This window comes from Candidatus Pelagibacter communis (assembly GCF_001179925.1).
GTDB lineage: Bacteria > Pseudomonadota > Alphaproteobacteria > Pelagibacterales > Pelagibacteraceae > Pelagibacter > Pelagibacter ubique_E.
Genome location: NZ_CVSF01000065.1, coordinates 23,509 through 36,364 on the forward strand (window position 1 = coordinate 23,509; position 12,856 = coordinate 36,364).

The window sequence follows — 12,856 nt, forward strand, 5'->3', positions numbered from 1 at the left end:
ACACAATATAGAGTTATATTTCTTTAATTAACAACGTATTTTTTAAACTTATTAACAATCTTAATTATCAAAAATGATATATTTCAATCGAAAATTGAATTTTATTAATTTAATTTAAAAAAAATTTTGTAATACTTATTATCATGAGCTTTCTTGCAAAAAATTATAATAGAAAAAAAATCTCTTTTTTGAGAGGTAAAGGAAGTTATCTTTATACCTCAAATGGAAAAAAATATTTAGATTTTGTTCAGGGTATAGCCGTTAATTGTTTGGGACATGCTCATCCAAGACTGGTTAAAACTATAAAAAATCAATCAAAAAAACTTTGGCATGTTTCCAATGCTTTTCAAATTCCTGAAGGAGAAAAATTAGCAAAAAAATTGTGTCAAAAAACATTTGCTAATTATGTGATGTTTCAAAATAGTGGTGCAGAAGCTACAGAAGCAGCAATAAAGGTAGCAAGAAGATATTTCTATTCTATTGGAAAACCCAATAAAAATAGAATTTTGTGTGTAAAGAATTCATTTCATGGAAGAACTATTGCTGCAATTTTTGCAAGTGGATCAAAAAAGATGACAGAAGGATTTGGTCCAAAAATCCCTGGATTTGATCACTTTGTATTTGGAGATCATAAGTCGTTAAAGAAAAAAATAACAAAAAATACAGCAGCAATTATGGTTGAAACTATTGCAGGAGAAGGTGGAATTAAAGAAATACCTGATTGGTGTTTAAAGGAACTAAGAAAATTATGCAACAAGAAAAAAATATTACTAATTTTAGATGAAGTACAATGTGGAATTTCACGGTCTGGGGATTTTTTTGCTTTTGAAAGCTCAAAAATTAAACCTGATATAGTTCCAATAGCTAAAGGAATTGGAGGTGGATTTCCTATTGGTGCAGTTTTAATGAATAAAAAAGTGGCTGTGGGAATGACACCAGGCACTCACGGTTCAACTTTTGGAGGCAATCCATTAGCCATGGCAGTTGCAAATACTGTAATGGATATTGTTTCAAGTAAAAAGTTTTTGAAAAATGTGAAAAACCAATCAAAATTTTTTAATTCAAAATTAAATCAGATTAAAGATAATCATCCTAATATTATTAAAGAGATAAGAGGCAAAGGTTTATTAATTGGAATGCAGTTATATAAAGATCAAGCAAAATTTATAAATAAATTAATGGATAAAAAATTATTAACTATTCGAGCTAATGATAATGTTGTTCGTATTTTACCTCCACTTAATGTTAAAAAAAGCGAGATAATTCAAGCTTTGAAAATAATAGAAAAAGTTTGTAAAGAATTGAATTAAGATGAAACATTTTATACATCTTAAAGATATTCCAGGTCGAGATCTTCGAAAAATCATTACTGATGCAAAACGAAGAAAAATTTCGCGAAAAAAACTAAATAATCTTGATGTTGATAAAGGAGCGCCTCTAAAGGGTAAACTGTTAATACAAATGTTTGAAAAATCTAGCTTAAGGACTAGATTGAGTTTTTACTTAGCAATAAAACAGCTAGGAGGGAGCACACTCACACTTAGACCAGATGAGTTACATCTATCAAAAGGAGGGGAGAGTATAGAGGATACAGCAAAAATTTTATCCAATTTTGGAAATGCTTTTATGCTCAGAACCGATAGTGATAAAAAATTAGAGGAATTTAAAAAACATTTGTCGATACCTATAATTAATGGATTGAGTCCCAGTTCACATGCTACTCAAATTTTATCTGATGTTTTTACAGTTGAAGAAATTAAAAAAAAACCAATATCTAAGCTGAATATTTCTTGGATAGGAGACTCAAATAATGTTTTAAATTCTTTGATTGCTGCATCTATAAAATTTTCTTTTAAATTAAAAATTGGCTGCCCAAAAAAATATCAACCATCTAAGAAAATAATGGAATATATTAAAAGAAACAAAAATAAGATTATAATTTATAATGATCCTAAAATGGCTGCATCAAAGGCAGATGTAATTTTCTCAGATAAAGTTATATCTATGAATGATAAAGTAAACAAATTGAAAAAATTAAATCATTTTAAAAAATTCAAGATTGATAAAAAATTAATGAGCTTTGCCAAAAAAGATTGTGTGTTTCTTCATTGTTTACCAAGAGGAACTGAAGTGGAAGAAAAAATATTTTCAAGCAAACAATCAAAAGTTTGGCAACAAGCTCTTAACAGAGTTCATGTACAAAAATCTATATTACTTTATTGTTTTGGAAAATTAAGGTAGCGGTAATGGATTATCGGAATTTTGATTTAAGTATTTTATTACTGATGCTCTATCTTTTTCTTTTCTTAATCCAGCGAAGGCCATCTTTGTACCTTTGATCCATTTTGCAGGTTTAATCAAATATCCATTTAATTCTTCAAAAGTCCATTCCTTGCCATATGTAGAAAGAGCTTTGGAATATTTATAATCATTTACAGCTCCAACTTGTCTGCCAACAACATTATATAAAGCAGGTCCGATATTATTTTTTCCTCCTTTTACAATTGAATGACAGGCTGCACATTTTTTAAAAACTTTTTCTCCATGGGCGAGATCTCCTAATGCCATGAGGGCAGCTATATCAATTTTTTCCTCTGTCGTTTCAGAGCTTAGATCGGATTTTGTAGAAGCTACTTGTTCTACTTCTACTACATAACCTGGATTTTTAGGTTTTTCGACATAAAATACAATATCAGAAAGTTTTCCAATACCAATTACTAGAAGCGCAACCATCAATACAGCAGCTACTATTTTATTAATTTCAAAAGAATCCATATTTGATAAATTTTATAAGAGAACCTATATCATTTAAATTTTAAAATTGCTTATATTTTACTGTACAATTTTGCCCCTCTTTATAATCTAATTAAAAGTAAAGAAACTATGAAAACATTAATAATTATACCCTCAAGAATGTCTGCAACTAGATTACCTGGCAAACCATTACTTAAGATTAATGGTCTTTCAATTATATCTCATGTATTTAAAAAAGCCGAAAGTGCCAACATTGGAGATGTGATTGTTGCAACTGAGGATCAAGAAATTTTAGAGGATGTAAAAAAAAATGGGGGAAATGCTATTTTAACCTCAAAAAACCACAAAACTGGAACTGACAGAATTTATGAAGCTTTTAGAATAATTAACAGAAAAGACGTTGATTTTGTCATGAATATCCAAGGAGATGAACCTGACATTGAAATAGATGATATTAAAATTTTAGATACGAAAATGAAATCAAATAAATCAAAAATCGGAACTATGGCAGCGGAAATTTTAAATAGAAAAATCTATGAAAATGAAAATGTAGTTAAGGTAAGAATTGATGAATCATTCAAAAAAAATTCTTTTCCATACGCAAAAAATTTTATGAGAAAAACAAATGATAAAATAGATGTTTTTCATCACATGGGAATCTATTCTTATCAAGTTGAAACTCTAAAAAAATTCATTTCATTAGCCCAATCAAAAAATGAGCTTAATAATAGGCTTGAACAGTTAAGAGCCATTGATAATGATATTAAGATAAACGTAGCGCTTGCTAATAAATCACCGATAGGTGTTGATACAAAAGAAGATTATCTAGCCATAAAAAACATAATGAAATATAAATAATTATGGGAAAAATTTATTTTCAAGGTACATATGGCGCATACTCTCATTTAGCTTCACTTGCTATTGATCCAAAAGCAGAGATTGTTCCATGTAAAACTTTTGATGAATGTTTTCTAAAAGCTTCGAGTGAAAAAGACTCAAAAATAGTTATACCTGAGTCTAATAGAATTACTGGTAATATTGGAATTGAATATCTTATTTTTAAATATCGATTAAATATTTATTCTGAATATTTTCAAAAAATTGAACATAATTTACTTGGACATCGAGGTGCAAATTTAAAAGATATAAAAAATATATTTTCACATGCTCAAGCTTTATCACAGTGTTCTAACTTTATTAAAAAGAATGGTATGGTTGAACATGTTAGAGCTGACACCGCAGGTTCGGCAGAAATGGTTTCAAAAAATAAAAAAAAAGATGAAGCCGCTATAGCTTCAATTCTAAGTGCAAAAACATATGGGTTAGAAGTAATTCAAAAAAATATTGAAAATGAACCAGGTAACCTAACAAGATTTTTAGTCATGGGCAAAAATTTGATACAACCTGAGTTTGGTAAAAAAAATTATATAACCTCTTTTTTATTTAAACTTAAAAGTAAACCAGCTGCCCTTTATCAATCCTTAGGTGGTTTTGCAATTAACGGAGTAAATTTAACTAAGCTTCAAAGTTATCCAGAAAAAAACACTTTTGACTCTTTCTTTTTTTTGTGTGATCTAGATGGTCATATTGAAGATCCAAAAGTTCAAAAATCACTAGAGGAACTTGGACTTCATTGTCAGGATTTTCATGTTCTAGGTGTTTTTGAGGCAGATCCTGTTAGAGAAAAATAAATACAATCTTTTCTTGTGGATTAGAAAACAATACTGCTATAATACTCCTGGAGGCTAGAGGTGGATGCTGCTTGAACCCGACCAGATCTTAACGGAAGCAGTCGTAGAGACAGTTACTCAGGTTCTAGTCTCCTTAAAAGTAATAAAATGAATAATAATTCAAAAGTTTTAGCTCTTAAATATAGACCCCAAACCTTTGATGATCTTATTGGTCAAGAAGTAGTATCTGAAACTATAAAAAATTCTATTAAAGCGAACAAGGTTCCTAATGCTTATCTTTTCACCGGGATAAGAGGAATAGGGAAAACTACAATAGCTAGAATTGTTGCAAAGTCTTTAAATTGTTTAAATAGTTATAAAAATTTTTGTAATAAAAATTTTTGTGAAAACTGTGAGGCAATTGCTAATTCCAGTCACATAGACGTTCTAGAGATGGATGCAGCTAGCAAAACTGGTGTGGATGATGTTAGAGATTTAATTGAGTTTTCAAGATATGGCCCAACATCATCAAAATATAAAATTTTTATAATTGATGAAGTACATATGTTGAGCAAACAAGCATTTAATGCGCTATTAAAAACTTTGGAAGAACCACCTGAATATTTAAAATTTATATTCGCTACAACAGAGATTAAGAAAATACCAATCACGGTGGTATCAAGATGCCAGAGATTTGATTTGTCTAGGATCAAGTCAAATGAATTATTTGAATTTATTAAAAAGATTAAAGAAAAAGAAAATGGAAAAGCCACCGATGATGCTTTAAAATTAATTGTAAAAATTTCAGAGGGATCAGTTAGGGATGCACTTTCTTTATTAGATAGAGCTTTGATAAGTCTAGAGAATGGAAAAGAATTAGATCTTAATGCTGCTCAAAAAATTTTTGGTTATTTTGATAAATCACAATTGATAGAACTATTTGATCAAATATTTCAAGGAAATGAGACTAAGGTCATAGAGAGTTATAGAAAAATTTATAATCAGGGCGTTGAACCAAAAATATTTATAAATGATTTTTTGGAAATACTATATTATTTTAAAAATATAAACTCTCTTACACTCGAAAGTACAAACTTTTCTTTAAATGATATCGAATTTAATAGAATTAAGGAAATTTCTAATAAAATTGATGATGAGGTATTAATTCTATTTTGGCAATTTACAATTAGAACTCTCGGGGAATTAGATATTGTATCTAATCAACACTTATCCATTGAAATGTTTTTAATGAGATTAATACATTTAAACGGTTTTGTTCCTACCAAAGATATAAAAGATGATGAATTAAAAAAAAATGGAATAAAAAGTGATAAAAATTTTTCTCCATTAAACATACAAAATAAAGAAACAGTAAATCAAATTAAGAGTGTGACTCAAGAAAAAAAAATTAAACCGCAATCTCAAATAGAACCAAAAATAACAAATGAAATTATAATAGAATCCTTTAATGAATTATTGCAAATTTGTAAAATTAAAAAAGAGATAAAATTAAAGTATCAGCTAGAAAAAAATGTTAATTTAGTAAAATTTGAAAATGGCAGAATTGAAATTTCTTTTAATGATAATTTGGACAAGGATTTTGTAAAAGAATTATCAGCAAAGCTTTTAGAATGGACTAATCAAAGATGGATTATAAGTTTTAGTAAGAGTGAAGGAAATATATCAATAAGAGATAAAGAAATAGTTTTACAAAAACGGTTAATTGAAAATGCTAAAAAATCTGATTTTTATAAATCTGTCTTAAAGTACTTTTCTGATGCAGAATTAATTGATGTTAAATCGACTAAAAAAGATGATGAATAATGAATGATTTTACAAAAATACTTGATAAAGCAAGAGAGCTTGAAGCAAAAGTAAAAGAGAGCCAAGAAAAAATTAAAAATATTAAAGTTGAGGGTGTTTCTGGAAGTAAGTCGGTAAAAGTTACTTTAGATGGAGAAGGAGAAATGGTAAAAATAGAAATTGCTAATGAGATGCTCAAAGAAGAAAAATCTATTATTGAGGATTTAATCGTTGCAGCACATAACAATGCAAAAATTCAATTAAAATCTATAACTGCAGAAGAAATCTCCAAAGCTACTGGAGGTCTAGGAATTCCTGGTTTTAAATGGCCATTATAATCAATGCAAAATATTAATGAAATAGAGGAATTGATAAAATTGATTTCTAAACTGCCTGGATTAGGACCAAAGTCAGCTAAACGAATTGTATTGAAATTAATGAATAATAGAGATGAGATTATTAAACCTATGGCCAATACTTTAGTTCAAGTTTATAAAAATGTTACCCGGTGTAATTTGTGTGGCTCACTAAAATCAATTTCAGAAGGTTGTTTTAATTGTGAAAATGTTAAAGAAAAATTTAATAAGATTTGTGTTGTCGAAGACATAGCGGATCAATGGTCAATTGAAAATTCTAATATTTTTAAGGGATATTATCATATTCTTGGAGGAACCATTGCCTCTGCAGGACATAGAAAGGAAGATCTATTAATCAATTCATTAGTTGAAAGAGTTAACAAAGATAAAATTGAAGAAGTTATTTTAGCATTGTCTGAAACTGTAGAAGGACAAACTACTGCATATTATATTAGAGATATTCTTAAAAATTTGAAAGTGAGTGTCACAAAATTAGCGAGGGGTATGCCGATAGGATATTCACCAGAAAATTTGGATGATGGAACTTTACTTTCAGCCTTTAAAAATAGATCAAAGTTAAATTCTAGTTCTGAGTAGCCTTTTTTTCTAGTCTGTTTATATGTAGAAGTGGCTCAGTATATCCGGATGGTTGCTCTTTTCCCTTAAAGATTAAATCACACGCAGCTTTAAATGCTATAGATTTTTCAAAGTTATCACTCATTTTTACATAATCTTTGTCGCCTTCATTTTGTTTATCTACAACTTTTGCCATCTGTTTCATTATTTCTGTAACTTGGATTTTCGTAGTAATTCCGTGATGCAACCAATTCGCAATATGTTGGGAGGAAATCCGAAGAGTTGCTCTGTCTTCCATAAGAAAAGTATTTGTTATATCGGGAACTTTTGAGCAACCGACCCCTTGATCAATCCATCTTACAACATAACCCAATAGAGTTTGTGCAGAATTTGATATTTCAGAATTTATTTCATCAACCGACCAATTGGGTCTATCTGCTATTGGAATTGTTAAAAGATCATCTAATTTTGCAGGAGATCTTGAGATTAGTTTCTTTTGCAATTCAAAAACGTCAATTTGATGATAATGCAAAGCATGTAAAGATGCTGCTGTTGGAGAAGGAACCCAAGCACAGTTAGCACCAGCTTTCAGATGACCAATCTTTTCATCTAACATTTTTTTCATTTCATCTGGTGCCGCCCACATACCTTTTCCTATTTGAGCCTTACCAGAAAAGCCACATTTTAATCCTAAATCAACATTGTTATTTTCGTAAGCCTGTATCCATTTAGAAGATTTCATATCACCTTTTTTTATCATTGGGCCTGCTTCCATCGAAGTATGCATTTCATCACCAGTTCTATCGAGAAACCCAGTGTTTTGAAAGACTATACGTTTTGACAGAGCTCTAATACATTCCTTAAGATTTGCTGACGTTCTTCTTTCCTCATCCATTAAACCCACTTTAATTGTATTTGGTTTTAATTCTAAAACTTTTTCAACTTTAGAAAAAATTAAATCAGTAAAAGCACATTCATCAGGTCCATGCATTTTTGGTTTAACAATGTATATTGACCCAGTTCTTGAGTTTCTATTTTTTTTTAAATCATGAAGCGCTGCCGCACTGGTAATAAATGCATCCATAATTCCCTCTGGTACTTCACTCCCGTCTTTTAAAAGGATAGAGGGGTTAGTCATTAGATGACCGACATTTCTAATTAATAGCAAGCTTCTTCCATGTAATTTTAGTCCTTTACCGTCTCTAGAAATATAACTTCTATCTGGATTTAATTTTCTTTCTAAATTTTTACCATTTTTTTCAAATTGAATTTTTAAATCTCCCTTCATTAATCCTAACCAGTTCCTGTAGCAAATTACTTTGTCTTCAGCATCAACGGCAGCAACACTATCTTCATTATCACAAATGGTTGAGATTGCTGACTCTGCTATCACATCACTTATTCCAGCTATGTCATGGGCAGCACTAAAAGCTCTAGGATTTATAATAATTTCAAAGTGAAGACCATTGTTTTTTAATATGATTGCTTCTGGTTTATTAGCATCACCTCTATGACCTATAAATTTACCAGTATCTTTAAGCTTATATTCATAATCATCTTTTAGAATAATCAGGTTTTGATCTATTACTTTTAAACCAGCAATATTTTTCCAGCTTGTCCCATCAATCGGTATATATTTATCAAAAAATTCTCTAACATATTTTATAACTTCTTGTCCTCGATTTGGATCATATCTTTCACTTCCCCCTTCCTCAGATTCAATTATATTTGTACCATAAAGACTATCATACAAGCTTACCCAACGTGCATTAGCAGCATTCAAAGCATATCTAGCATTCATAATTGGAACTACTAATTGAGGTCCGGCTATTTTAGCTATTTCTACATCTACATTTTCTGTTTCAATCTTAAAATCAGAACCCTCATCTTTTAGATAACCAATATCTTTTAAAAATTTTTTATATTCAACTATATCAATTTTGTTTCCTTTTTTTTGAAAATGCCAGTCATCAATTTTTTTTTGTAAATCTTCTCTTATTTTTAAAAGATCTTTATTTTTTAAAGAAAGTTCTTCAATGCATTGATCAAAACCTGACCAAAACTTTTTAGGTGAGATATTTGTATTGTGTAGAAGTTCATCATTAACAAATCTTAGTAATTCAATTGAAACTTTTAAGTTGTTAATTGTTTGATAATTAATATTCATTAATCTTTTCTAAAACTCAAGTAAAATTAAGTCAATAATTAATAGTGACATGACATTATGTTGTCACTTTTAATTTTTATATGATAATTAAAAGAATATGAAAAATTACCTTAATTTTGAAGCCGAAATTAAATCCTTAGAAAATGAATTAGACAAGCTCAAAGACCCTTATAACCAGGGTGGATTATCTGAAGTTGATACAAATAAGATTTCTCAAACTCAAGAAGAATTAGATAAAAAATTAAAAGAAATTTATTCCACTTTAGATCCTTGGCAAACAACTATGGTAGCAAGACATGAAGATAGGCCTAAGTCAAAATTTTTCATAGATAATTTGTTTGAAGATTTTATCTCACTTGCTGGAGATAGATATTATGGGGAAGATAAATCAGTAATCACAGGATTTGCAAAATTCAATGGGCAATCGGTTTTAGTTATTGGTCAAGAAAAAGGTGAAAATCTAGAAGCTAGAATTGAAAGAAATTTTGGAATGATGAGACCTGAGGGTTATAGAAAATCTATTCGTTTAATGGAGCTAGCAGATAAATTCAATATTCCAATTATTTCATTTATTGATACTCCGGGAGCATATCCAGGAGTAGGAGCAGAAGAAAGAGGTCAAGCTCAAGCGATAGCAAAATCAATAGAGTGCTGCATGAAATTAAGGGTTCCAACCTTAAGTGTTATAATAGGCGAAGGCGGTTCTGGAGGTGCAATTGCATTGGCATCATCTAGTAAAATAATAATGTTAGAAAACGCTATTTACTCGGTTATATCTCCAGAGGGATGTGCCACAATTTTATGGAGAGATCCTAAAAAAATGTTAGATGCAGCAAAAGCAATGAAGTTATCTGCCAAGGATTTATTAGAACTCAAAGTAATAGATGAAATTATTCCCGAACCTTTAGGTGGAGCTCATCGAGACAGAAACTTAATATTGAATAGTGTTAGAGACTCAATTTTAAAAAACTTAAGTACATTTCAAGAAATGTCATCTGATGAAATTTTAGATCAGAGAAAAAATAAATTTTTGAAGATTGGTAGAAGCAAAGGATTTATTAGTAATCCAGAAAGTTTAAGCAGCCTTGATAACAATAAAAATAGCTTTGATCAGTATTTTAAAAATAAAAAAAATATTTATTACGCCACAGGTTTTTTATTAATTGCCGCACTAGCAATATTTCTACTATAAAGCACCACAACAATTTTTAAATTTTTTACCTGTGGCATCGCATCTATCGTTTCTTGAAATTTTTTGATCTTTTTTTAAAATTAAAAGACATTTAGGATTATTTAATATTTCAGTATTATTTTTAGGGTTTTCATCTTCTTTTATTTGCTCAACTACTTTTAAGTTCATTAAAATTACGATGAAATCTAATTTTAATTTTTCTAGTAAATTTGAAAAAAGATCAAAAGCTTCTTTCTTGTATTCAATCAACGGATCTCTTTGTCCGTAAGATCTAAGACCTACGACTTGGCGTAACTGTTCTAAATATTGTATATGTGACTTCCAGTTTAAATCTATTGATTGTAATAAAATTCTTTTTTCTATTTCTTTTGATTGTTTTTCACCCAAAATTTTAGTTCTTTCATCTCTATTATTATTAAATTGTTTGATTATTCTTTGTCTAAAATCTTGATCTTTAAGTGATATAAGTTCTGTTAATTGATTTTCGTCAAAACTTTTACCCATTAATAATTTTAATTTAGTATTGAATTCATTGTTTTTAGGATTTGATATTTCTTTAGTTTTTAATTGAATTAAATCATCAATTATTTCGTTTAAAAAGTCTTCGGAATAAGAAAATATTTGTTCACTTTCCATTGCTTCATTTCTTTGAGAAAAAATTACATGTCTTTGATCATTAAGAACATTATCAAACTTAATTAATGTTTTTCTAATATCAAAGTTTCTAGCCTCTACCTTTTGTTGAGCTCTCTCAAGAGCTTTATTAATCCAAGGATGATCAATACTTTCTCCGTTCTTTAGCCCTAATTTTTCAAGAATATTGTTCATAGACTCTGAGCCAAATATTCTCATTAAATCGTCTTCAAGACTAACATAAAATATCGAACTCCCTTCATCTCCTTGTCTTCCAGATCTACCTCTCGCTTGATTATCAACTCTTCTTGATTCCATTCTTTCAGTTCCAATTACAAATAAGCCGCCTAGTAATTTTATTTTTTCTTTTTCTTTTCTCAATTGATCTCCGGGGATTGATCCTTTTTTTCCTCCCAATTGAATATCAACACCACGTCCTGAAATACTTGTAGTAATGATTACTGAGCTTTGTTTTCCTGCATTTGCTATAATTTCAGCCTCGTTTTCATGATTTTTAGCGTTTAAAACTACATGCTTTATTTTTTCTTTGTCTAGTAATTTTGAGTAAACTTCAGATTTATTAACGCTAGAGGTAAAAACTAATAGTGGCTGTCCTTTTTGATTACATTCATTAATTTTTTTTATTATTGCATTATTTTTTTCTTCCTCCGTTCTGAATATTTGATCATTAAGATCTTTACGTATCATCGGGTTATTAGTTGGAATTACAACGACAGGTAAATTATAAATTTCATAAAACTCTTCTGCCTCTGTTGCTGCGGTACCTGTACAGCCTGATATCTTTTTATATAATTTAAAAAAATTCTGATAAGTTATGGAGGCTAGAGTATGATTTTCAGCTTGTATCTCAATTTTTTCTTTTGCCTCCAAAGCTTGATGAAGTCCATCTCCAAATCTTCTACCTTCTAAAATTCTACCTGTTAGTTCATCAATAATTTTTAAACTATTGTCTTTAATAATATAGTCCTTACCTTTTTCGAATAAATGATTAGCTCGTAATGCTTGATTAACATGATGAACTAAAGCTAAATTTTCTGGATCATAAAAATTATTGTTTTTTAATATTCCAGCATTTGAAAAAATTTTTTCAACATTGGTTATGCCGTTATTTGTTAATAGAATATTTTTATCTTTTTCATCTATCTCATAATCTTTGTTATCTAATTGTTTTACTAATTTATCGATTGCTAAATATTGATTTGTTTTATCCTCAGCAGCTCCTGAAATTACTAAAGGTGTTCTTGCTTCATCAATTAAACAAGAATCAATTTCATCTACAATTGAATAATGATGTTCTCGCTGAACTTTTTCATTTTTAGAGAATTTCATATTGTCTCTAAGATAATCAAATCCTAGCTCACTATTGGTAGCATATGTGATATCACAATTATAATTTTTCTTTCTCTCCAAATCATTTTGATCATTGTTAATAAAACCCGAGGTTAGACCTAAAAAATTATAAATTTGACCCATTTCTTGCGAGTCTCTTTTTGCCAAATAATCATTCACTGTGACTACGTGAACACCTTTTTCTTCAAGCGCGTTTAGATAGGCTGATAATACAATAGTTAAAGTTTTACCTTCACCAGTTCTCATCTCTGCAATTTTATTTTCATGCAAAACAACTCCACCAATCAACTGAACATCATAGTGACGTTCATTTCTAGATCTTTTAGAAGCTTCT

At 29.3% G+C, this 12,856-nt stretch carries 11 protein-coding genes; 8 read left to right on the forward strand and 3 right to left on the reverse strand.

Going from position 1 to position 12,856, the window contains the following annotated elements:
• Positions 1-143: 143 nt before the first annotated feature.
• Entirely contained in the window at positions 144-1,310 is a 1,167-nt protein-coding gene (locus tag AMN70_RS04290) for an aspartate aminotransferase family protein (RefSeq protein ID WP_075502096.1), read from the forward strand.
• A 1-nt stretch (position 1,311) separates the two neighbouring features.
• Positions 1,312-2,241: an ornithine carbamoyltransferase gene (locus AMN70_RS04295; protein ID WP_075502098.1), complete on the forward strand. Its 930-nt coding sequence runs from the start codon at positions 1,312-1,314 to the stop codon at positions 2,239-2,241.
• On the opposite strand, the gene AMN70_RS04300 is transcribed toward AMN70_RS04295, so the two are convergent.
• Positions 2,233-2,775, reverse strand: a complete 543-nt coding sequence (locus AMN70_RS04300; protein ID WP_075502100.1) for a c-type cytochrome — start codon at positions 2,773-2,775, stop codon at positions 2,233-2,235. The genes AMN70_RS04295 and AMN70_RS04300 overlap by 9 nt on opposite strands.
• A 108-nt stretch (positions 2,776-2,883) precedes the next feature.
• Between AMN70_RS04300 and kdsB the strand changes: the two genes are divergently transcribed.
• From kdsB to recR, 5 genes are all read left to right on the forward strand, one after another.
• The gene (kdsB, locus tag AMN70_RS04305; RefSeq protein WP_075502102.1) at positions 2,884-3,612 is read left to right on the forward strand and encodes a 3-deoxy-manno-octulosonate cytidylyltransferase; all 729 of its coding nucleotides are present in this window, start codon (positions 2,884-2,886) and stop codon (positions 3,610-3,612) included.
• Positions 3,613-3,614: 2 nt separating this feature from the next.
• Positions 3,615-4,445 carry a prephenate dehydratase domain-containing protein gene (locus tag AMN70_RS04310; RefSeq protein WP_075502104.1) on the forward strand — a complete coding sequence of 277 codons (831 nt, stop codon included), beginning with the start codon at positions 3,615-3,617 and terminating at the stop codon, positions 4,443-4,445.
• Between the two features lie 147 nt (positions 4,446-4,592).
• Complete coding sequence (dnaX, locus tag AMN70_RS04315) at positions 4,593-6,248, forward strand: DNA polymerase III subunit gamma/tau (protein WP_075502106.1); 1,656 nt, start codon at positions 4,593-4,595, stop codon at positions 6,246-6,248.
• Entirely contained in the window at positions 6,248-6,565 is a 318-nt protein-coding gene (locus AMN70_RS04320) for a YbaB/EbfC family nucleoid-associated protein (protein ID WP_075502108.1), read from the forward strand. The genes dnaX and AMN70_RS04320 overlap by 1 nt, the downstream gene beginning before the upstream one ends.
• Before the next feature lie 3 nt (positions 6,566-6,568).
• Positions 6,569-7,180, forward strand: a complete 612-nt coding sequence (gene recR / locus AMN70_RS04325) for a recombination mediator RecR (RefSeq protein ID WP_075502110.1) — start codon at positions 6,569-6,571, stop codon at positions 7,178-7,180.
• On the opposite strand, the gene AMN70_RS04330 is transcribed toward recR, so the two are convergent.
• A complete protein-coding gene (locus tag AMN70_RS04330) occupies positions 7,167-9,326 on the reverse strand; it encodes a malate synthase G (RefSeq protein WP_075502112.1) in 2,160 nt (719 codons plus the stop codon). The genes recR and AMN70_RS04330 overlap by 14 nt on opposite strands.
• Positions 9,327-9,423: 97 nt before the next feature.
• On the opposite strand from AMN70_RS04330, the gene AMN70_RS04335 reads away from it, so the two are divergent.
• Positions 9,424-10,518: an acetyl-CoA carboxylase carboxyltransferase subunit alpha gene (locus AMN70_RS04335; RefSeq protein WP_075502113.1), complete on the forward strand. Its 1,095-nt coding sequence runs from the start codon at positions 9,424-9,426 to the stop codon at positions 10,516-10,518.
• Here AMN70_RS04335 and secA read toward each other — a convergent pair.
• On the reverse strand, positions 10,513-12,856 hold a 2,344-nt coding region (gene secA / locus AMN70_RS04340; protein WP_075502115.1), incomplete at its 5' end, for a preprotein translocase subunit SecA. The two genes, AMN70_RS04335 and secA, sit on opposite strands and share 6 nt — an antisense overlap.

Bases quoted from the DNA above. Each gene is read 5' to 3' on its own strand.
- AMN70_RS04290 (WP_075502096.1), top strand. From the start codon at position 144: ATGAGCTTTCTTGCAAAAAATTATAATAGAAAAAAAATCTCTTTTTTG.
- AMN70_RS04295 (WP_075502098.1), top strand. From the start codon at position 1,312: ATGAAACATTTTATACATCTTAAAGATATTCCAGGTCGAGATCTTCGA.
- AMN70_RS04300 (WP_075502100.1), bottom strand. From the start codon at position 2,775: ATGGATTCTTTTGAAATTAATAAAATAGTAGCTGCTGTATTGATGGTT.
- kdsB (WP_075502102.1), top strand. From the start codon at position 2,884: ATGAAAACATTAATAATTATACCCTCAAGAATGTCTGCAACTAGATTA.
- AMN70_RS04310 (WP_075502104.1), top strand. From the start codon at position 3,615: ATGGGAAAAATTTATTTTCAAGGTACATATGGCGCATACTCTCATTTA.
- dnaX (WP_075502106.1), top strand. From the start codon at position 4,593: ATGAATAATAATTCAAAAGTTTTAGCTCTTAAATATAGACCCCAAACC.
- AMN70_RS04320 (WP_075502108.1), top strand. From the start codon at position 6,248: ATGAATGATTTTACAAAAATACTTGATAAAGCAAGAGAGCTTGAAGCA.
- recR (WP_075502110.1), top strand. From the start codon at position 6,569: ATGCAAAATATTAATGAAATAGAGGAATTGATAAAATTGATTTCTAAA.
- AMN70_RS04330 (WP_075502112.1), bottom strand. From the start codon at position 9,326: ATGAATATTAATTATCAAACAATTAACAACTTAAAAGTTTCAATTGAA.
- AMN70_RS04335 (WP_075502113.1), top strand. From the start codon at position 9,424: ATGAAAAATTACCTTAATTTTGAAGCCGAAATTAAATCCTTAGAAAAT.